The 21,232-nt window shown below is 64.5% G+C and carries 12 protein-coding genes; 6 read left to right on the top strand and 6 right to left on the bottom strand.

Features of this window, described 5'->3' with window-relative positions; genetic code table 11:
* Window positions 1-75 precede the first annotated feature (75 nt).
* The 5 genes from D886_RS0123580 (at window position 76) to D886_RS0123560 (ending at window position 13,914) form a co-directional block, all read left to right on the top strand.
* Window positions 76-8,700 (top strand): GH36-type glycosyl hydrolase domain-containing protein, encoded by an 8,625-nt coding sequence (locus tag D886_RS0123580; RefSeq protein WP_027596241.1) that lies wholly within the window; start codon window positions 76-78, stop codon window positions 8,698-8,700.
* Between the two features lie 76 nt (window positions 8,701-8,776).
* Window positions 8,777-9,508 carry a Crp/Fnr family transcriptional regulator gene (locus D886_RS0123575; protein ID WP_027596240.1) on the top strand — a complete coding sequence of 244 codons (732 nt, stop codon included), beginning with the start codon at window positions 8,777-8,779 and terminating at the stop codon, window positions 9,506-9,508.
* 401 nt (window positions 9,509-9,909) lie between these two features.
* Entirely contained in the window at window positions 9,910-10,431 is a 522-nt protein-coding gene (locus D886_RS0123570; protein ID WP_027596239.1) for a sigma-70 family RNA polymerase sigma factor, read from the top strand.
* Window positions 10,428-11,402, top strand: coding sequence for a FecR domain-containing protein (locus D886_RS0123565; protein WP_027596238.1), 975 nt, complete (start codon window positions 10,428-10,430; stop codon window positions 11,400-11,402). The genes D886_RS0123570 and D886_RS0123565 overlap by 4 nt, the downstream gene beginning before the upstream one ends.
* Before the next feature lie 172 nt (window positions 11,403-11,574).
* Window positions 11,575-13,914: a TonB-dependent siderophore receptor gene (locus tag D886_RS0123560; RefSeq protein WP_033694359.1), complete on the top strand. Its 2,340-nt coding sequence runs from the start codon at window positions 11,575-11,577 to the stop codon at window positions 13,912-13,914.
* A gap of 213 nt (window positions 13,915-14,127) precedes the next feature.
* Here D886_RS0123560 and D886_RS0123555 read toward each other — a convergent pair whose 3' ends face one another.
* Window positions 14,128-14,574 carry a GNAT family N-acetyltransferase gene (locus D886_RS0123555; protein ID WP_027596236.1) on the bottom strand — a complete coding sequence of 149 codons (447 nt, stop codon included), beginning with the start codon at window positions 14,572-14,574 and terminating at the stop codon, window positions 14,128-14,130.
* A 59-nt stretch (window positions 14,575-14,633) separates the two neighbouring features.
* The gene (locus D886_RS27225; RefSeq protein WP_033694331.1) at window positions 14,634-15,497 is read right to left on the bottom strand and encodes a helix-turn-helix transcriptional regulator; all 864 of its coding nucleotides are present in this window, start codon (window positions 15,495-15,497) and stop codon (window positions 14,634-14,636) included.
* A gap of 156 nt (window positions 15,498-15,653) precedes the next feature.
* Between D886_RS27225 and D886_RS0123545 the strand changes: the two genes are divergently transcribed.
* Window positions 15,654-16,205 (top strand): GNAT family N-acetyltransferase, encoded by a 552-nt coding sequence (locus D886_RS0123545; RefSeq protein ID WP_027596235.1) that lies wholly within the window; start codon window positions 15,654-15,656, stop codon window positions 16,203-16,205.
* A 39-nt stretch (window positions 16,206-16,244) separates the two neighbouring features.
* On the opposite strand, the gene D886_RS0123540 is transcribed toward D886_RS0123545, so the two are convergent.
* The 4 genes from D886_RS0123540 to D886_RS0123525 all read right to left on the bottom strand — a co-directional run bounded on the left by D886_RS0123540 (window position 16,245) and on the right by D886_RS0123525 (window position 20,941).
* Complete coding sequence (locus D886_RS0123540; protein WP_027596234.1) at window positions 16,245-16,805, bottom strand: nucleotidyltransferase family protein; 561 nt, start codon at window positions 16,803-16,805, stop codon at window positions 16,245-16,247.
* Window positions 16,806-17,076: 271 nt separating this feature from the next.
* Window positions 17,077-18,570 carry an aldehyde dehydrogenase gene (locus D886_RS0123535; protein WP_027596233.1) on the bottom strand — a complete coding sequence of 498 codons (1,494 nt, stop codon included), beginning with the start codon at window positions 18,568-18,570 and terminating at the stop codon, window positions 17,077-17,079.
* Window positions 18,571-18,709: 139 nt separating this feature from the next.
* The gene (locus D886_RS0123530) at window positions 18,710-20,092 is read right to left on the bottom strand and encodes an aspartate aminotransferase family protein (RefSeq protein WP_027596232.1); all 1,383 of its coding nucleotides are present in this window, start codon (window positions 20,090-20,092) and stop codon (window positions 18,710-18,712) included.
* Window positions 20,093-20,137: 45 nt separating this feature from the next.
* Window positions 20,138-20,941: a helix-turn-helix transcriptional regulator gene (locus D886_RS0123525; RefSeq protein ID WP_050580799.1), complete on the bottom strand. Its 804-nt coding sequence runs from the start codon at window positions 20,939-20,941 to the stop codon at window positions 20,138-20,140.
* Window positions 20,942-21,232: the final 291 nt, after the last annotated feature.

Below are 21,232 nucleotides of genomic sequence, written 5' to 3'. Positions count from 1 at the left end.
GCTACCGTACAGACCCAGCCTGCCTGCCCCACGCACACTGCTTATCTACCGGTCAGCTCACGGCACCCGACACCCATGGACAACCCTTGGCTTCGCGCACTCAGCTACGTGCAACGCCTGGCCAACCGTGCCCGGCGCTGGCGCGCGCCACGGCACGCGTTCACCTACGAAAGCCTGCTGCGCTCGGAGCTGTACAGCGCCAAGCAACTGGCCGAGCACGGCACCTGGCTCGCCAGCCAGCACCGCTTGAGCCAGTTGCCTGCCGACGATTCGCTGCTCGACCGCCTGGCCGATAACGAACGCATGCTCTACGCAAGCTGTACCGCCCTCGCCGCCGCCCTGCCCGACTCACGCCCGACGCTGCCTGCCGCGCAGTGGCTGCTCGACAACTTTTACCTGGTCGAAAGCCATATCCGCATCGCCAAACGCCACCTGCCCAGCGATTACAGCCTGCAACTGCCCCGGCTGGACAATGGCGCCTCTAGCGGCTTGCCGCGGGTCTATGACATTGCACTGGAAACCATCTGCCACGGCGATGGCCGGGTCGACGTCGAGAGCCTGAGCCACTTTGTCGAGGCCTATCAGCAAACCGCCACGCTGACCCTGGGCGAGCTCTGGGCGATCCCGATCATGCTGAGGCTGGCGCTGATCGAGAACCTGCGCCGTGTGGCCGCCCGGGTCATGGCCAACGGGGCGGACCGAGACCTGGCCAATGGCTGGGCCGACACCCTCAGCGAAACCGCCGAACGCGATGCCAAAAGCGTGGTACTGGTGGTGGCCGACATGGCCCGCTCGGAGCCACCGATGACCGCCGCCTTCGTCGCCGAGCTGGCCAGGCGGCTGCAGGGCCACAGCAGCGCGTTGACCCAGCCACTGGCCTGGATCGAGCAACTGCTGGGCGAGTCGGCAATGAGCATCGAGCGCCAGGTGCAGCTCGATGCGCAACAGCAGGCCATCGACCAGGTCTCCATCAGCAACAGCATCGGCAGCCTGCGGCTGCTGTCGACCGTGGACTGGCGGCTGTTCGTCGAACACCTGAGCCATGTCGAGCAAGTACTCGGCCAAGACCCCGCCGCCGTGTACGCAGCCATGGACTTCGCCAGCCGTGATCACTATCGGCACATCGTCGAACGGCTGGCGCGGCACAGCGCCTTCAGTGAAGAACAGGTGGCACACACCGCCATCGAACTGGCGCGTGCCGCAAGCGCGACGTCGCACTCACAGGCAGCCCACGTCGGCTATTACCTGGCAGGCGCTGGCCTGGCGTTGCTGGAACAGCGCCTGGGGGCGCGGGTGGCGCTTGGCGAGCGCTGGCAGCGCCTGTTGCACCGGGCACCACTGGCGTTCTACCTGATGCCATCGGCACTGCTCTCGTGCCTGTTGGCCTGGGGCTTCGTCGCGGGCATGGCCGCCGAGGGCTGGCCTGCCTGGGCAGTGGCGGCTATGGCCCTTCCCGTGCTGCTGACCACCAGCCGGCTTGCCATCGGCCTGGTCAACTGGCTGGTGACCCTGACCGTGAAGCCTGCGTTTCTGCCACGGCTGGACTACGCCGCGGGGATTCCCGTCGAGGCCCGCACCCTGGTCGTGGTGCCGAGCCTGCTGGGCAGCGCGGCCGACGTCGAAGAGCTGGTCGAAGGCCTTGAGGTGCGCTACCTGGCCAACCGTGATGACCACCTGCATTTCGCGCTGTTGAGCGACTTTATGGATGCCCCCACACAAACCTGCGCCGAAGACACGGCCCTGCTCGACCTCGCCAGTGACGGTATTGGTGCACTGAACAAAAAATACGGTGAGCGCTTCTTCCTGTTGCACCGGCCGCGGCTGTGGAACCCCACCGAGCGATGCTGGATGGGCCACGAGCGCAAGCGCGGCAAGCTCGCAGTGCTCAATGCCCTGCTGCGTGGACGCGGGGCCGAGCGCTTCATGCGCATCGTCGGCGACCTGCGCACGCTCGATCGGGTGCGCTACGTCATCACCCTGGACACCGACACCCAGTTGCCACGCGATGTGGCGCAGAAGTTTGTCGGTGCCATGCAGCACCCCTTGAACCGCGCCTGCTTCGATGCCGACAGCGGCCGCATCCGGTCAGGCTACGCGATCCTGCAACCACGGGTCGGCATCAGCCTGCCCAGCGTGTCGCGCTCCCCCTATGCCCGCCTGTTCGGCAGCGATGCCGGGGTGGACCCTTATACCCTGGCGGTGTCGGACGTGTACCAGGACCTGTTCCTCAGTGGCTCCTTCATTGGCAAGGGCATCTACGCCGTGGATGCCTTCGAGCGGGCCCTGGAGGGGCGCTTTGCCGACAACCGTGTACTCAGCCACGACCTGATCGAAGGCTGCTACGCCCATGCCGGCCTGCTCAGTGACGTGCAGTTGTTCGAGGCGTATCCGGCGCGTTACAGCGCCGATGTAAAGCGCCGCCACCGCTGGATACGCGGCGATTGGCAACTGCTACCGTGGCTGGTGCCGTGGCTGCGCACCGGCGTCGAAGGCCAGGCGCAGCGCCCGCTGAGTGCGCTGTCGCGGTGGAAGATCTTCGACAACCTGCGCCGCAGCCTGGAGCCGGCCGCGCTGCTGACGGCATTGCTGTGGGGCTGGCTGGCCAGCACCACGCCGCTGCTGTGGACCGTCGCGCTGCTGGGCCTGCTGCTGACCCGCCCACTGCTGGACACGCTGCTCGAACTGGTGCGCAAGACCACTGATGTGCCACTGGCCGAGCACCTGCTTGCCGCCCTGCACACCTCGGGCATCTACTTCGTGCGGGCCGGGTTGTCGCTGGCCTGGTTGCCGTTCGAGACCCGCTACAGCCTGGATGCCATCGCCCGCACGCTGTGGCGGCTGACCGTGAGCAAACGCCGGCTGCTGCAGTGGAACCCTTCGCGGGAGGATGAACGCAACAGTGCCGATACCCTGCAGGCGGTGTATCGCGAGCAATGGGTACAGCCCGCCCTGGTGCTGCTGCTGACGGGCGCCTTGGCGCTACACCCCAGTGTCCTGCTGCTGGCGTCGCCCATTCTCGCGCTGTGGCTGCTTGGCCCGGCCCTGGCCTGGTGGCTGAGCCGCACGCGCGGGCGCAGCGTGTTTGCACCGCAGGCCCAGGACTTGCGTTTTCTGCACCGGCTGGCCAGGCGCAATTGGGCCTTCTTCGACCGCCATGTAGGCCCTGCCGACAACTGGCTGCCGCCCGACAACCTGCAGGAGCCGCCCTTCCCCAACATCGCCCACCGCACCTCGCCTACCAACATCGGCATGGCCCTGCTCTCGCACTTGGCCGCCCATGATTTTGGTTACCTGACGGCCGGCCGCCTGCTCCAGCGCCTGACCCCGATGCTCGACAGCCTGGACCACCTGGAGCGCTACAAGGGGCACTTCTACAACTGGTACGACACCCAGACCCGCGCGCCCTTGCACCCGCTGTACATTTCTGCGGTGGACAGCGGCAACCTGGCGGCCCTGCTGCTGACGCTCAAGCCCGGGCTGCTGGCGATGGCCGATACCCCCGTGCTTGACCGCCGCCTGAGCCAGGGCCTGCTGGACACGCTCGATATCCTGCACGAAACGTTCGCCACCGCAGGCCGGGCTGGCGAACCGCTGGAAGCGCTGGGCAAACAGCTGCGGCAAGCCCATGAGCAACCGGCCCCGTTGCCTGCCTCGTTGATGCAACAGCTCACCGAGCAAGTACAAGGGCTGATCCAACAATACGCCCCGCCCGCTACCGAGGCCGACGATTGCCTGTTCTGGCTGGAGGCCCTGCATCAGCAATGCCTGGACCTGGCTGGCGAGCTGCACGCCTTGCAACTGCCACCCGGCAATGCGCCGGCGCTTCAGGCAGCGTTGAGCTGGCGCCAGCTTGCGCAGCTAGAGCCGGACCACTGGCCCGCCGACGAACGCCTGGCCGTGGCCACCGTCCGCACGCAGGCCTGCCAGCGCATCGAGCAAGCGCACAGCCTGGCGCAGCGGATCGCCGCCATCGCCAGCATGGACTTCAGCTTCCTCTACGACACCCAGCGCGACCTGCTCGCCATCGGCTACAACGCCGATGAACATCGCCTGGACACCGCGTTCTATGACTTGCTGGCCTCGGAAATGCGCCTGACCAACTTCGTGGTCATCGCCCAGGGCCAAGTCCCCCAGGCAAGCTGGTTCGCCTTGGGCCGGCTACTCACCAGCAATGCCGGTGTGCCAGTGCTGTTGTCGTGGTCGGGGTCGATGTTCGAGTACCTGATGCCGCTGCTGGTGATGCCGAGCTACGAAGGCACCTTGCTCGACCAGACCTGCCGCGCCGCAGTCGAACGGCAGATCGACCACGGCAACCTGCTGGGCATCCCCTGGGGCGTTTCTGAGTCGGCCTACAACGCCCTGGACGCTCACCTGAACTACCAATATCGGGCGTTTGGGGTACCCGGCCTGGGCCTCAAACGCGGCCTGGGCGAAGAACGCGTGGTCGCCCCCTACGCCAGTGCGCTGGCCCTGTTGGTAGCGCCGGGCGCCGCCTGCCGTAACTTGCAGCGCCTGAGCACACTGGGGCTGGCTGGCCGCTTCGGGCTGTACGAAGCCATTGACTACAGCGAGGCGCGCCTCCCCCCGGGCCAGAGCGCCGTGGTGATCCGCTCGTTCATGGCTCACCACCAGGGCATGAGCCTGCTGGCCCTGACTTCCTTGTTGCTGGACAAACCCATGCAACGGCGCTTCACCTCCGACCCGCAATGCCAGGCCAGCCTGCTGCTGTTACAGGAACGCGTGCCGAAAACCGCCGCGCCGTACCTGCATACCCTGCAGGCACCGGCCGTGGACGCGGCAGGCCACACAGGCGAAACCCGGCTACGGGTGTTCAGCGAACCGAATCGGCGCCACCCCGCCGTGCAACTGCTTTCCAATGGCCGCTACCACGTCATGGTCAACCATGTCGGCAGTGGCTACAGCCAGCGCAATGGCGTGGCCGTGACCCGTTGGCGCGAAGACGCCACCCGCGATGACCTGGGCTGCTTCTGCTACCTGCGGGACGTCGCCAGCGGTGCATTCTGGTCAACCACCTACCAGCCCACGCGGCACCGCGGCAGTAATCAGGAAGCAATCTTCAGCGATGGCCGCGCCGAGTTCCGTATCCGTGAAAACGACTTCGACTGCCATACCGAAATAGCCGTTTCCCCCGAAGACGACATCGAACTGCGGCGCCTGCACCTGACCAACCACAGTGACCAGCCGCGCACCCTGGAGCTGACCAGCTACGCCGAAGTGGTGCTGGCACCGGCGCTCAGCGATGCCTTGCACCCGGCATTCAGCAAGCTGTTCGTGCAGACCGAACTGGTCCGCCCGCTGCAGGCCATCATCTGCACCCGGCGGCCGCGCTCGCAGCAGGATGCGGTGCCGTGGATGTGCCATGTGCTGGCCGTGCATGGCGCCGACATCGATGCGGTGTCTTACGAAACCGACCGTGCGCGTTTCATCGGCCGTGGCCGCACACTGGTGGCCCCGGCGGCACTGGACCGCCACACCGAGGCCTTGTCCGACAGTGCCGGGGCAGTGCTCGACCCGATCGTGGCGATTCGCTGCCGCATCAGCCTGGCACCTGGCCAGAAGGCCACGGTCGACCTGGTCACCGGCGTGACCGACAGCCGCGACGCCTGCCTGCAGCAGATTGCCAGGTACCGCGACCGGCACTTGGCCGACCGGGTGTTCGACCTGGCCTGGCCCCATAGCCAGGTGCAGTTGCGACAGCTGAATGGGTCGCTCAACGATGCCCGGCTGTTCGAGCAGATGGCCGCGTCGGTGCTCTACCCCAACGCGGCGCTGCGGGCCAGCGGCGCCCTGCTGGCCAGCAACCGGCGCAGCCAGTCGGGCCTGTGGGGCCAGGGGCTGTCGGGGGACCTGCCGATCGTGCTGGTGCAGATTGCTGACCCGGCCAACTTGCACTTGGTCAAGCAAATGGTGCTCGCCCATGCCTATTGGCGGCAGAAGGGCCTGGCGCTGGACTTGGTGATCTGGAACGAAGACCAGGCCGGTTACCGCCAGCAATTGCAGGAGCAGATCATGGGCATCGTCACCTCCGGCAGCGAGGCTGCGCTGCTCGATCGCCCCGGCGGGATCTTCGTGCGCCCGGCGCAGCAACTGTCGGCAGAGGACCGCACCCTTACCCTGTCGGTGGCGCGGCTGGTGCTCAGCGACAGCCACGGCACGCTGGCCGAGCAATTACATCACCGCCACGCGCCGCCAGCCCCCGCCGTGTTCGAGGCGACCCTGGCCTACCCCCCGAGCAAACCCGATAGCCGCTCGCTGGCAGACGCACCGGCGCGGGTGCTGGGCAACCGCTACGGCGGTTACAGCGCCGATGGCCGTGAGTACCTCATCGCCCACGCTGATGGCCTGCCACCCCCGGCGCCGTGGGTCAATGTCCTGGCCAACCCGCAGTTTGGCAGCGTGTTGTCGGAGGCCGGCAGTGCCTATACCTGGTACGAGAACGCCCACGAATACCGCCTGACCCCTTGGCACAATGACCCGGTTTGCGACCCCAGCGGCGAAACCCTTTACCTGCGTGACGAAGACAGCGGGCAGTGTTGGTCGCCCACCCCGATGCCTTGCCCAGGCCCTGGCCGTTATCGCACCCGGCATGGCTTTGGCTACAGCGTTTTCGAATACGCCGACGACGGCCTGGACAGCGAGCTGTGGGTGTATGTCGCGCTGGATGCGCCGATCAAGTTCAGTCGGCTCAAGTTGCATAACCGCTCGACGCAGGCGCGACGGTTGTCGGTGACCTGCTTTGTCGAGTGGGTGCTGGGCGACCTGCGCAGCAAGTCGGCCATGCACGTGGTGACTGAAATCGACCCGGCCAGCGGCGCCGTGTTTGCCCGTAACCGCTATGCCGAGGCGTTTGCGCGGCATGTGGGCTTTGTCGATTGCGACCTGCCCTTGTATGGCATTACCTGTGACCGCAGCGAATTCCTCGGGCGCAATGGCGATTGCCAAGCCCCGGCAGGCCTGCGCCAGGCGCGGCTGTCAGGGCGCACGGGCGCCGGGCTGGACCCGTGCACGGCCGTGCAGGTCAGCGTCCTGCTGCAAGCGGGTGAAAGCCGCGACGTGGTGTTCCGCCTGGGTGCCGGGCCAAACGCCGAGGCCGCCAGCCACTGCGTGCAGCAATACCGAGGGCTGCGCGCGGCCCTGGACGCTCTGGCAAAGGTCCAGGCCTACTGGCGCGACACCTTGGGCAGCGTGCAGATCGAAACCCCCGAGCCGTCCCTGGATGTGCTGGCCAACGGTTGGTTGCTGTACCAGGTGATTGCCTGCCGTTTCTGGGCGCGCAGCGGCTTTTACCAGTCCGGCGGCGCCATCGGTTTTCGCGACCAACTGCAAGACAGCATGGCCATGCTCCACGCCACCCCAGCCCTGGCCCGCCAGCACCTGCTGGCGTGCGCTGCGCACCAGTATGCCGAAGGCGATGTGCAGCACTGGTGGCACCCACCGCTGCAGCGCGGGGTGCGTACCCGCTGCTCCGACGACTTGCTGTGGCTGCCGCTGGCAACCAGCCGCTATGTGGCACTGACAGGCGACCACGCGGTGCTGGACGAGCCGGTCGGGTACCTGCAGGGACGTGCGCTGAATGCCGGCGAAGAGTCCTATTACGACCTGCCCTCCCAGGCGAACCTGGTCGAGAGCCTGTACCAGCATTGCCAGCGTGCCCTCGGGCATGCCCTGCAATATGGGGTTCACGGCCTGCCGTTGATGGGCAGCGGGGACTGGAACGACGGCATGAACCGCGTCGGTGAACAAGGCCTGGGCGAAAGCGTGTGGCTGGGGTTCTTCGGCCACGAGGTGTTGCGGGCGTTCGCCAGCGTCGCCCTGGGCCACGGCGACAGCGCCTTCGCCCTGCAGTGCAGCCGCCAGGCCGCCACCCTTGCCGAGCACCTGGAGCAGCATGCCTGGGACGGTGGCTGGTACCGCCGCGCCTGGTTCGACGACGGCCAGGTGCTCGGTTCGGCCAGCAACCTGGAGTGCCGCATCGACTCGCTGGCGCAGAGCTGGGCAGTGCTGTCCGGGGTTGCCCCGCATGGACGGGCACGGGCCGCCATGGCCGCGCTGGACAAACACCTGGTGCGCCGCGACATCGGCATCGTCAAGCTGCTCGACCCACCCTTCGACCACGGCGATCTCGACCCCGGCTACATCAAAGGCTACCTGCCCGGCGTGCGCGAAAATGGCGGGCAGTACACCCACGCGGCCATCTGGGCGAGCATGGCCTATGCCAGCCTGGGCGATGCCGCCAAGGCCTGGGAACTGCTGCGCTTGATCAACCCGGTGCGCCAGGGCAGCAATGGGTTGATCGAAACGTACAAGGTCGAGCCCTATGTGATGGCCGCCGATGTCTACGCCGTCGCACCCCACGCAGGGCGCGGCGGCTGGAGCTGGTACACCGGCTCCGCTGGCTGGATGTACCGGCTGATTTTGGAGAGCCTGCTAGGCCTGCAACGCTGCGGGGACACCCTGCGGATTCAGCCGCTGCTGCCAGCGGACTGGCCCGGTTACACCCTGCACTACCGATTCGGCAGCACCCCGTATCGCATTGAAGTACGCAACGGCGCTAATGCCGAACTGACCCTGACCCTCGACGGCCAGCGGCTGGCCCAAGCGGTACTGCCGCTCAAGGATGATGGCGTACTGCACCAGGTGATCGCCGAGTACCAGCCGTCCCCTTTGCCCATTAACTGAGGGCCGACGGGTATGCAGCACGTGCCAGTGGGGGCTAACCTTGTTGCGACAACCGCTGCCCCCGACGGTCCCGCGCATGCAACCCACCTCCAACCCCCGGCAAAATCACCTGTTGGCCGCGCTGACCGCGGACACGTTCGCCCGGTTGGAGCCGCACCTGGAACGGGTCAGCCTGCCCCTTGGCAAAGCGCTCTACGAGTCCGGCGACACCCTACGCCACGTCTACTTCCCCACCGATGCGATCGTCTCGTTGTTGTACGTAATGGAGAACGGCGCCTCGGCGGAAATCTCGGTGGTGGGCAATGAAGGGCTGGTTGGCATCGCCGTGTTCATGGGCGGCGAAAGCACCCCCAGCCGTGCGATCGTGCAAAGCGCCGGGCATGCCTATCGCCTGCCATGTCAGCGTTTGAAGGACGAGTTCAACCGCCATGGCGAGCTGATGATGTTGATGCTGCGCTACACCCAGGCATTGATCACCCAAATGGCGCAAACGGCGGTGTGCAACCGGCACCATTCCATCGACCAGCAACTGTGCCGCTGGCTGTTGCTGTCGCTGGACCGCCTGCCGGGCGACCGGCTGTGCATGACCCAGGAACTGATCGCCAACATGCTGGGCGTGCGCCGCGAAGGGGTGACCGACGCCGCTGGCAAACTGCAGCGGCTGGGCGTGATCGAATACAACCGGGGTCATATCAGGGTGCTCGACAGGGCACACCTGGAGCAGCTCAGTTGCGAGTGTTACGCGGTGGTCAGGAAAGAGACCGAACGCCTGCTTCCCTACCTGCCGCCTGTACGTCCTGCCGTATAGCCAAGCGTTATGGCCTGATTTTCTGCTTCGGCTGATAGCTGTACCGCTCTGCCGCAGAGGCTCTGGACGGGTCGGGATGGCCGGAACCTCTTTGGCTTTCCGTCGGCGTCTGCGCCTCGGTATCGTCTTCATCTTTCCCGGTTGGCCAGTCTTCGCCGTGCCCTGGTTCAACAGCGGGGGCATCAGCCTCTGTGAAGCGCTTGCCAGTGGTCATACACACCTCTCAATGCTCAGATGATCTGAGCTACAGCCAGTGTGCGCCTTCCCGGTGGGCAGCAGTTTTATATCGGACCAGAGACCGCCAAGGCATTTGCAGCGCGCGCGTATTGCAGGGCTGCCCAAGCCGTATATATGATAAGCATTATCGTTTGCAACAATGACCCCTGCGGCGGCCGCACTCCATGCTCCCTTCCCCTGATCCCCTTCTGTGCGATGTGGCCTTGCTCTATCGCCAGCAACACAGCTGGCTGACGCGCTGGCTAAGGCTGCGGCTGAACTGCTCGCAAAGCGCAGCGGACCTGGCGCAAGATACCTTCCTGCGCCTGCTGAACAAACAGAACGTGCCACAGTTGCATGCACCCCGCACCTTCCTGGCGAAGGTGGCGCAAAGCGTGTTGTGCAACCATTTTCGCCGGCAGAAACTCGAACGCGCCTACCTCGAGGCGCTGGCGACCCTGCCCGAACAGGTCGCGCCCAGCCTGGAAACCCAGGCAATCCTGCTGGAAACCCTGATCGCCCTCGACGCCGCCCTCGACGGCCTGGAGCGCCCGGTGCGCGAGGCGTTCCTGCTGTCGCAGGTGGATGGCCTGGGGCATGCGGACATTGCCGAGCGGCTGGCCGTGTCGATTACCACGGTGAAGCGCTACATCGTCAAGGCAGGCGCCCTGTGCATCATGCTCGATCACAGCCTGGACCTGCCATGAACGGCCAGGGCTCTGCATCGATCCCGGGCGAGGTGGCCGAGCAGGCCATGCAGTGGCACCTCGAACTGCAAGAGCCGGCGGTCAGCGCTGCCACCCTGGCCGCCTGCATGAGCTGGCGCCAAGCGCACCCGCTGCACGAGCACGCCTGGCAACGGACCCAGGTGTTCGCCCAACGCATGCAGGACATGCGCAGCCCAGGCCAACGCGCCTTGGCCCACGCGGCGCTACGCCAGCAGCCGTCGCGGCGCACGGCGCTCAAGCAACTGTCGCTGCTGATGGCCGCAGGTGCCGGCGCCTGGTACCTGAAAGACGCCGCGCTGGTACAAGACTGGCGCGCGGACTACCACAGCCGCATTGGCGAGCAACGGCGCTTGACGCTGGCCGATGGCACCCAGGTACAGCTGAACACCGACAGCGCCCTTGATGTGGCGTTCGACCATCAGGCACGCCGCTTGCGGTTGCTGCGCGGCGAGGTGCTGATCAGCCGCTCGCCCCGCGCCGATAGCCGGCCGCTGTGGGTGGACACCGTGCATGGCCGCCTCGCATCGACACTGGCGCAGTTCAATGTGAGGCTGCACGCCGAGCTCACCCAGGTCAGCGTGTATCAGGGCAGCTTGTCGGTGCAACCCGCCTTGCAGCCCCATCCGCCCCTTCTGCTGAGTGCCGGGGAGCAGGCCAGCTTCAGCCGCCAGGGCGTGCTCGACCGTCAGTCCGTGCCCCCCGTCGCTCCGGCCTGGAGCCAAGGCATGCTGGTTGCCCAAGGCCAACGCTTGGCGGCCTTTCTCGACGACGTCAGCCGCTATCGCCGTGGGCACCTGGCCTGCGACCCCGCCTTGGCGGACCTTCGTGTGTCAGGCACATTCCCGCTGGATAACACCGAAAAAATCATCACCGCAGTGGCGGACACCTTGCAGCTCGACGTGCAGCATTTCACCCGCTACTGGGTGACGTTGAAGCCGCGCATGGCCTGACGAAAAAAAAGTTGCACAGAGGTGGTCCGATTTCGCGTCTCACGAGACTTAACCCTCAGCACTTCAAATCAATGGGGGAACACTCGTGAATCGCACCGCACGCAAACGCCAGGGCTGGCAGTTATCGGTTACGCAAAAACTTGCCGGCGCAGTGGTCCAGGGCATCGCTTGCATGAGTGCAAGCGCCCCGCTGCTGCTGACGCCCGGCTGGGCCACCGCTGCCGAGCAGGCGCAGGCCGATTTCGATATCGCTGCCGGCCCACTGGCGCCCGCATTGGCCCGCTTTGGCCAGACCGCGCACATTCTGCTGTCTTACCCCACGGCATTGACCGAGGGCCGCAGCACCAGCGGGCTGCAGGGCCGTTTCGATGTCGACCAGGGCCTGGCGATGCTGCTGGCTGGCACTGGGCTTGAAGCCAGCCGCGGCGTCAACGGCAACTATTCGCTGCAAGCCACTGCCACGGGGGCCCTGGAGCTGAGCGCGGTGTCCATCTCTGGCAAGGCGCCGGGTTCGACCACCGAAGGCAGCGGGCTCTACACCACCTATTCGTCGAGCAGTTCCACGCGCCTCAACCTTACCCCCCGCGAGACCCCGCAATCGCTGACCGTGATGACCCGCCAGCGCCTGGATGACCAGCGTCTGACCAACCTCACCGACGCGCTGGAAGCCGCGCCAGGCATCACCGTGGTTCGCGATGGCCTGGGCTCGGAGAGCGATTCGTACTGGTCGCGCGGGTTTGCCATCCAGAACTACGAGGTCGACGGTGTGCCGACCAGTACCCGCCTAGACAACTACTCGCAGAGCATGGCGATGTACGACCGCATCGAAATCGTGCGCGGCGCCACCGGCCTGATCAGCGGCATGGGCAACCCCTCGGCGACGATCAACCTGATCCGCAAGCGCCCCACCGCCGACGCCCAGGCCAGCATCACCGGCGAAGCGGGTAACTGGGACCGCTATGGCACCGGTTTTGATGTGTCCGGGCCGCTGACCGAAACCGGCAACGTGCGGGGGCGCTTCGTCGCCGACTACAAAACCGAAAAAGCCTGGATTGACCGCTACAACCAGCAATCGCAGCTGATGTATGGCATCACCGAATTCGACCTCAGCGAAGACACACTGCTGACCGTGGGCTTCAGCTACCTGCGCAGCGACATCGACTCGCCGCTGCGCTCCGGCCTGCCTACGCGTTTCTCGACAGGTGAACGTACCAACCTCAAGCGCTCGCTCAATGCCGCGCCAAGCTGGTCGTACAACGATCACGAGCAAACCAGCTTCTTCACCTCCATCGAGCAGCAACTGGGCAACGGCTGGAGCGGCAAGGCCGAGCTCACCCATGCCGAGAACAAATTCGACGAGCTGTTCAACTTTGCCATGGGTGAGCTGAGCCCGGAGGGCAGCGGCCTGACCCAGTTGCCCGTGCGTTTTTCCGGCACCCCACGCCAAGACAACCTCGACCTGTACGTTACCGGCCCGTTCAGCCTGTTCGGGCGTGACCATGAGTTGATTACCGGCATGACCCTGTCCCAATACCGGGAAAACACCCCAAGCTGGGGCGGCTGGCGCTATGACTACGCCGGCTCGCCAGCGGGTGTGATCGACAACCTGTTCACTTGGGACGGCAAGTCTGCCAAGCCGGACTTCGTCGAAAGCGGCAAGTCATCGATCGACGAAGACCAGTACGCGGCGTACCTGACCTCGCGCTTCAGCGTGACCGACGACCTCAGCCTGATTCTTGGCAGCCGCTTGATCAACTGGAAGCGCGACACCTCGGACAGGCCGTATGGCGGCGACGAAACCGAAGTGAACCGTGAGGAAAACGGCGTATTCATCCCTTATGCCGGCGTGGTCTACGACCTCGACGACACCTGGTCGCTGTACGCCAGCTACACCAAAATCTTCAACCCGCAGGGCTCGTGGGTCACCGACGAGAGCAACAAGCCGCTCGACCCGATGGAAGGTGTCGGCTACGAGCTCGGCATCAAGGGCACCCACCTCGATGGCAAGCTCAACTCAAGCCTCGCGGTGTTCAAGCTGGAGCAGGACAACCTGGCCATCTGGCAACACGACAACGTCTACAGCGCCGAACAGGACACCACCTCCAAGGGCATCGAACTGGAGCTGAACGGCGAGCTGGCCGAAGGCTGGCAAGCATCGGCCGGTTATGCCTATTCGGTGACCACTGACGCCGACGACCAGCGCATCAACACCAACCTGCCGCGCAACAGCTTCAAGACCTTCACCAGCTACCGGCTGCATGGGCCACTGGACAAGATCACGGTCGGCGGTGGGGTGAACTGGCAGAGCAAAGTCGGCGCCGACCTGCACACCTTCAGCCAGGGCAGCTACGCGGTCACCAACCTGATGGCCCGCTATGACATCAACCAGCACGTGAGTGCATCGGTGAACCTGAACAACGTGTTCGACCGTGAGTACTACAGCCAATCCGGCCTTTACGGCGTATATGGCACCCCGCGCAATGTGATGACGAGTTTCAAGTACAGCTTCTGATTCGAGCCACAGACACGTCAAATCCCCGCTCAACCCCAATCCCGGTAGGAGCAGCCTTGTGCTGCGAAGAGGCCCGCGACAGCAACGAAGATTGATGGTGTTGTCACGGGCCTCTTCGCAGCACAAGGCTGCTCCTACAGGGGGGTGCGTCCCCGGCAGGTGCGCCTATGTGTGCAAGGAGAATTGGGCGTTGGGTAACGGCATCGCTAAAAATCAGGGCAACCGCTTCTCCATCGGCTGATAGACCAGCCCGGCAAACTCGCCCACGTCGCCTGTCAGAACGAACCCATAGCGTTCGTAGGCGGCCACCGATGACAACGAGGCCCTGACCGTCACCACCGCCTCCCTCGCCTGCGCCAGTGCCGCGTTCATCAGGCGCGTACCGATGCCCCGACGTTGCCAGCCCGGTGCGACGAACAGCATGGCCACGTGGCGGCCTTCCTTGAATTCGATCAACCCGGTGAGGGCGCCGTCCGCGACGCACACCAGCATCAGGTTATCGCCCTCCATACGCTCGGCAAACGCCTGTGCCGCCGCCACCTTGGCGAAGGTGTCCACACCCTGCGCCGACAGTGAAGGTGCAACGGCCTGCATGAATGCGTTCAGGCACAGGGTGCTGGCAGAGGGCAGGTCGTCGTGGATCAGTTGGCGTATGTGCATGGTCGTCATCCGTGGCGAGTCAAAGCAGGATAATGCCCCGCCGCAAGCAACCCTAGCAATCAAGGGCCTGGCCGCGATCCGTTCGGCTCATGCGAGTGGCTGCGATAGTAGGACAACGAAACCCCCGTCTGGCGTTTGAAATACCGGCACAAATACGACGCGTCGGCGAAGTTGAGCGTGTCCGCGATTTGCCCAATCGCCAGGGTACTGTATGAAAGCAGTGCCTTGATTTCCAAGGTCACTTGGCGGTCAATCAGGCCTTTGGGGGTGTCATTGAAAAAAGTCTTGCTGAGCTGCGACAGATAAAACGGCGTGATCGTCAGCGCATCGGCATAAAACTTCACCTCTCGGTGGCGCATGCAGTGCTTGCCTATCAACTCCCAGAAACGCCAACTGAGTGTTTCCTGGCGGCTGAATTGCCGGCCCGCCTGGTACTGCGCCGGGAGTTGCTCGGCGATCTTCAGAAACAAGTTTTGCAGGTGATTTCTAAGCATGATGTGCTGGTACGTGGGGCAGCGCTGCGCAATGTCCCGCATGTGCGCCAACCAGCCCGCCAGCAGCGGCCTGTCAGCATTGGCCGGCACGCAGTGAGGGTGGTCATGCAAGAAAACGAACAAGGGGTTTGGCAGTTGGTAAGCCACCTCCGCAGCAAAGCCTTTGGGCATCAGGCAAAAAAATACCCTGAAACTGCGTGAGCGACGTTTGAGCAACGCGATCGTGTCCTCGGCCAACACCATCACATCACCACGCCTGACCGCCTGGTCCTTGAAGTTGAACGCGAAGGCGGCACTGCCGGACAAGCACACCAGCAGCGTAATGTAGGCATGGCCGAAAGACAGCGGCACGCCTACCCCTTCAGCGAGTGTGGTGTCACCCAACCGGGGCGGGTCGCCCGGTGTAACCAGTTTCGGAATGTGCTGCATGGTGGCTCAACGCTGCCCAATTAAACTGCGCAAAGCTTATCACCGCTCGCTGATGGAGTTTCGAAAAGTACCGAAACTACCGAGGTACTGACGTGTACCCATCAAGCGCCGCCCACTACCCTGTGACGCCCGAGCAACCCAGGATGAGTACAGGACATGCGACTTGAAACACAACGGCTGCGGCTGCGCCCTTGGCAAGAAACAGATGCCGCTGACTTATACGAATACGCCAAGGACGACCGCGTTGGCCCTGTCGCGGGGTGGCCACCGCACACCAGCGTAGCGCACAGTGCCGAGGTCATCCGCACCGTGTTCAATCACCCCGAGGTGTATGCCGTCGAACTGAAGGAGAACGGCCGTGCAGTGGGCTGTGTGGGCATTCTGATAGGCGGCAACAGCCACTTCGAGATCAGCGAGCAGGAAGGCGAAATCGCCTACTGGATCGGCGTGCCGTACTGGGGCAAAGGCCTGATTCCCGAAGCCGTGCGTGAAGTGATGCGGCACGGGTTTGAAACCCTGAAACTCAAGGCGCTCTGGTGTGGCTATTTCGCTGACAACACCCAGTCTTTTGTTGCCCAATCGAAGTGCGGGTTCCGCCATCACCACACCGAAGAAAACAAATACAACCCGTCCCTTCAGGATTATCGAACCGAACACATCAGCTGCATCACTTACGCGCAGTGGCTCACGCCGGCTGACCACCCATGACGGGCGTACTAACAGCCAGGTGTGATGTGCGGTGATCGCTTAGCCAACCACTTTCAACCACGGCCAGCGCTCCCGGTAGCTGGCCGCTTTTTGCTCGAACAAGCCAGGTTGCAGGTTCAATGGGTTGGGCCTTAGCAGGTCGTGCTGAAGATCATCCAGCCCATGGGTGCTGTAGAGCACGCCGGTGTGGACATCTATGCCCAGGCAGGTCGAGCTGATCAGGTAGCGGTCGATGCCATCGGTTACCCGTTGCAATGCCGGGTAAGTGACGCCGAACTTCGAGGCGTACCACAGGTGAACACGGGCCTGGTTGCGCGCCTCGACATTGACGCCAAGGTGCGCGCAGGCCTGCTGAACCCGTGCGATCACCCGGTCTTCAGCCTCCCACGACAGGTCTTCATCGAAGTAGGCAATGTCGTAATCCTTGATACCCCACGCTGCCGGTTGCCCGGAGCGATGGTTCCAGAAGGTCTGGAACAGGCACCCCGCTGTCAGCATGCAGTGCGGTATATCCAGCGCCGGCAACAGTGACAGCAAAGCCCGGTTGATGGGGTTTTCCTGGGCAATGGCCAGTACCTGCGCGTGGCTCAGTGGCTGCATCGTTACCTCCCTGGTGATTACGGGGCTGACGATAAGCCTACCTGAGCGTCAAGACATTCGCACTGCGCTCGGCGTCGCGAGGTGATCATCATGGAAGGTCAGTGAGTTGATTGCCCTGCCCTTGGGTCATGCGCGACCCGTGTAGGAGCAGCCTTGTGCTGCGAAGAGGCCGGTGATAACACAGTAAATCTTCAGTGCTATCACCGGCCTCTTCGCAGCACAAGGCTGCTCCTACACCGGGCGCGCGTGGCTGGGGTGCGCAGTCCGCTTTTCAAGCGCGCAGCTGATACCAGGTGGTCTTGAGCTGTGAGTACTTGTCGAACGAATGCAGCGACAGGTCGCGACCAAATCCCGACTGTTTGCCACCCCCAAACGGCACCGTGACATCCAGCGCATCCACCGTGTTGACCGAAACGGTGCCAGCCTTCAGCGCCCGCGCAACGCGATGCACCTGGTTGAAGTCGTCGCTCCACACCGACGCCGCCAGGCCGTAGACACTGTCGTTGGCCAGGCGCACGGCCTGCTCCTCGCTGTCGAACGCAGTGACCGCCAGCACTGGGCCGAACACTTCCTCCCGGGCCAGGCTCATGCTGCCATCGACGCCGGCAAAGATGCTCGGTTCGATGTAGTTGTCCGAGCCGTCAATGGTGAGGCGCCGGCCACCGCACACTAGCTGGGCGCCCTGCGCGTGCGCACGGTCGATGGCGGCCTTGATGCGACCGGTCTGCTCGGCATCGACGATGGCACCCGCGCGGCTTGCCGGGTCGAGTGGGTTGCCGGGCATCCATTGGCGGGCTTTGGCTTGCAAGCGCTCGATGAACGCATCGTGGATCGAGCGCTGCACATACAGGCGCGAGTTCGCCGAACACACTTCACCCTGGTTGAAGAAAATGCCAAACGCTGCTTTTTCCGCGGCCAAGTCCAGGTCCTGGCAGGTGTCGAACACCAGGTTCGGGCTCTTGCCGCCACACTCCAGCCAGACCTGCTTGAGGTTCGACTGCGCCGAGTACTGCATGAAGTACTTGCCTACCTGAGTGGAGCCGGTGAACACCAGGCAATCGACGTCGGGGTGCAGCCCCAGCGCCCGGCCCGCGTCTTCGCCCAGGCCCGGCACGACATTCAGCACGCCCTCCGGCAAACCGGCTTCCAGCGCCAGTTGCCCCAGGCGCAGCGCCGAGAACGGCGATTGCTCGGCGGGTTTTAGCACCACGCTGTTGCCGGCCGCCAGCGCCGGCGCAAGCTTCCAGGCCGCCATGTCGAGCGGGAAGTTCCACGGCACCACGGCGGCGACCACGCCCAGCGCTTCGCGGGTGATGGTGGCGAGCGCGTTGGGCGCGGTGGGCGCTACCTGGTCGTACAGTTTGTCCAGTGCCTCGCCGTACCAGGCAAAGACATGCGCCGAGCCGGGGACGTCGATGGTGTAGGCATCCATGACCGGCTTGCCCATGTTCAGCGAGTCCAGCAGCGCGAGCTCTTCGCGGTTGGCCATGATCAGCTCGGCCAGGCGCAGCAGCACCTTCTTGCGCTCGACCGGGGCCATGCGCGACCACGGGCCTTGCTCGAAGGCACGGCGTGCGGTGGCCACCGCCAAGTCGACTTCAGCCTGACCACACGCGGCGACCTGCGCCAGTACCTGTTGGGTGGCCGGGTTGATGGCGGCGAACGTGGCGCCGCTGTTAGCGCTCACCTGCTGGCTGCCGATCAGGGCCTTGTCGGGCAAACGCAGGCTTGCAGCGCGCGTTTGCCAGTATTCGAGACGCTCCATTTTCACTCCCTATGACTGTCTTGGATTCTGGGGCTGCGCTGCAGCCCATTCGCGGCGCAAGGCCGCTCCTACAGACGATCGCCTGCACGTGTGGGAGCGGCCTTGCGTCGCGAATGGGGCGCAAAGCGCCCCCACTGGCTCAGAGCCTGCCCACTAACCGGGCAGTGCGGTCTACAGCGATACGTGTCTTGTCGACCAGTTCGTCCAGCTCGGCGTGGTTGGCCACCAGTGCCGGCGCCATGATCATCCGGCCCAAGGTCGAGCGAATGATCACGCCTTCTTCGAAGCCGAAGGTGCGGCACTGCCAGGCCAGGTCGTTCTCATTGGCAAAGCGCTTGCGGGTCGGCTTGTGTTCAGCGAACTGCAGCGCCGCCACCAGGCCCGCACCCTGCACCTGGCCAATCAAGGGGTGATCGGCAAACACTTCACGCAGGATGCGCTGCAGGTACGGCCCGGTGTCATCCTTCACCTGGCGCACGATGCCTTCATCGCGCAGCGCCTTGAGGTTGGCGATGGCCACGGCCGCCGCCACCGGGTGGCCTGAGTAGGTCAGGCCGTGGGCAAACACGCCGCCGCGTTCCACCAGGGCTTCGGCGATGCGCTTGCTCAGCACCAGGCCGCCCATGGGCACATAGCCGCTGGTCAGGCCCTTGGCGATCGACAGGGTGTCCGGCTCGAAGCCGAAATACTCATGGGCAAACCATTCGCCGGTGCGGCCAAAACCGCCGATCACCTCGTCGGCGCACAGCAGCACGTCGTACTGGCGGCAGATCCGCTGGATCTCGGGCCAGTAGCTTTCCGGTGGGAAGATCATGCCCCCGGCCCCCTGGAAGGGTTCGGCGACAAAACCGGCGACGTTTTCCGCGCCCAGTTCGAGGATCTTTTCCTCCAGTTGCAGCGCGCAGCGGCGGCCGAACTCGGCCGGGGTCAGCTCGCCACCTTCGGCGTACCAGTACGGCTCGTCGATGTGCGCCACGTCCGGGATCAGCCCACCCATCTCGTGCATGAACTTCATGCCCCCCAGCGCCGTGGCCGCCAGGGTCGAGCCGTGGTAGCCATTCCAGCGGCCAATCATGATCTTCTTGGTCGGCTGGCCAACCACCTGCCAGTAACGGCGCACGGTACGGATCAGCACCTCATTGGCCTCGGACCCGGAGTTGGTGTAGATCGCGTGGCTGTAGTGGCCAGGCAACAGGCTGAACAGCAACTCGGACAGCTCGATCACCGCTGGGTGGGTGGTGTGGAAAAACATGTTGTAGTAGGCCAACTGGTCCATCTGCGCGGCGGCGGCGGCGGTCAGGTCCTTGCGACCGTAACCCAGCTGAGTGCACCACAGCCCCGACATGCCATCCAGGTAACGCTTGCCTTCGCTGTCCCACAGGTGCAGCCGCTCACCTCCAACCATGACCCGCGGGCCTTCGGCATTGAGTGCCTTCTGGTCGAGAAAGGCATGGATGTGGTGCGCGGCGTCGGCGGCCTGGTAGTCACGGGTCTGGCGTTGGGGAGCGAAAGGCGCATTCATGGGTGGTTTTCCTTGTTGTCGGTGGGTGTTGCAGGGCTGCGGCGCTTAGCGCAGCTTGCCCATGTAGCTTTCCAGCGGGTCCTTGCCCAGCACGCCCTGGGCATTGGCCAGCGCGTCGATGAACAAGGAAAACAGTTCGGATTGCGTGCCGATGTCGAGCTTGGCATAGACGTTTTTGCGGTGGGACTTGATGGTGTCTTCCGACACCCCCAGGCGCTCGGCCAGGGACTTGGTCGAATGGCCACGCAGGATGAGCTGGGCGATACGGCACTCGCGCTCGGTCAGCAACGAGCTGCCAAAGTTGTTGAGCGCGGCATGGATACGCTGCTCCAGCACGTTCTCGAAACGCCCCCCGCGGCTCCCCAGCCCGGCGAAGTGCTTGTTGAGCACCGCCAGCACCCAAGGCGTGACACGGCCGAACAGCTCGCGGCTTGGCACGTCCAGTTTGTCGGTGAAGGCCAGCGACACCGCCAGGCTCTGGCCGGGCGCGACCTGCAGGATGTAATTGAGCTCATCCTCCAGGTGCGAATGGCGGTAGAACGACTGGTAGTACTCACTCACTTCGAAGTGGTCAGGGGCCACGTCGAACAGGCCGTAGCAGCCAGACTCGACGCGCTCCACGCAGGCACCGTAGAACGGGTCGAGCAGGTAGAACCCGGAAAGGTAGCGGCTGACATTGCCTTCTGGCAGCCAGGGCGCCTTGTCATCCTGCTCGAACAGCGCGCTCGGCATGCCGTCATGGGGGTAGAGGTAGACGGTGGTGGCCTGGATCGGCCGGATCAACCCGAGCGCACCGAACAAGGTGGCGGCAAAGCCCGGTTGGCCGATCATGTCGGTCACCTTGGCCATGTGCTCGAACCACTGCTCTGAAGCCAATTGGTCACTGTTCACTGGAGTTCTGCCGGTAGCGGGAAACGGTATCGCCGTCGGGGCGGCGCGTTGTTTGCAAATACTCCCACGGCCAGGCAGAGACCGAAATCACCCTTTGGGGTGAGCGTTTTCAGGCGACGACCGGCTCACCCCAAAGGGTGATTTCGAGTGTGCCCGGGGTGTGGGAGCATCGTCCGGCCCCACCCCTGAGGGCCGCGCACCGCACGCTGGCCCAGCCTCCTTTCATGACCCCGCAACGGTATCGAGCCC

Origin of the sequence: Pseudomonas sp. LAIL14HWK12:I7 (genome assembly GCF_000483465.1) — a bacterium.
Taxonomy (GTDB): Bacteria; Pseudomonadota; Gammaproteobacteria; order Pseudomonadales; family Pseudomonadaceae; genus Aquipseudomonas; species Aquipseudomonas kermanshahensis.
The sequence above is the reverse complement of the archived record's forward strand: the minus strand, read 5'-3'. Positions and strand labels throughout refer to the sequence as shown.

Bases quoted from the DNA above. Each gene is read 5' to 3' on its own strand.
- D886_RS0123525 (WP_050580799.1), bottom strand. From the start codon at position 20,941: ATGGCCAAGGTGACCGACATGATCGGCCAACCGGGCTTTGCCGCCACC.
- D886_RS0123535 (WP_027596233.1), bottom strand. From the start codon at position 18,570: ATGGAGCGTCTCGAATACTGGCAAACGCGCGCTGCAAGCCTGCGTTTG.
- D886_RS0123540 (WP_027596234.1), bottom strand. From the start codon at position 16,805: ATGCAGCCACTGAGCCACGCGCAGGTACTGGCCATTGCCCAGGAAAAC.
- D886_RS0123580 (WP_027596241.1), top strand. From the start codon at position 76: ATGGACAACCCTTGGCTTCGCGCACTCAGCTACGTGCAACGCCTGGCC.
- D886_RS27225 (WP_033694331.1), bottom strand. From the start codon at position 15,497: ATGCAGCACATTCCGAAACTGGTTACACCGGGCGACCCGCCCCGGTTG.
- D886_RS0123565 (WP_027596238.1), top strand. From the start codon at position 10,428: ATGAACGGCCAGGGCTCTGCATCGATCCCGGGCGAGGTGGCCGAGCAG.
- D886_RS0123545 (WP_027596235.1), top strand. From the start codon at position 15,654: ATGCGACTTGAAACACAACGGCTGCGGCTGCGCCCTTGGCAAGAAACA.
- D886_RS0123575 (WP_027596240.1), top strand. From the start codon at position 8,777: ATGCAACCCACCTCCAACCCCCGGCAAAATCACCTGTTGGCCGCGCTG.
- D886_RS0123570 (WP_027596239.1), top strand. From the start codon at position 9,910: ATGCTCCCTTCCCCTGATCCCCTTCTGTGCGATGTGGCCTTGCTCTAT.
- D886_RS0123555 (WP_027596236.1), bottom strand. From the start codon at position 14,574: ATGCACATACGCCAACTGATCCACGACGACCTGCCCTCTGCCAGCACC.
- D886_RS0123530 (WP_027596232.1), bottom strand. From the start codon at position 20,092: ATGAATGCGCCTTTCGCTCCCCAACGCCAGACCCGTGACTACCAGGCC.
- D886_RS0123560 (WP_033694359.1), top strand. From the start codon at position 11,575: ATGAGTGCAAGCGCCCCGCTGCTGCTGACGCCCGGCTGGGCCACCGCT.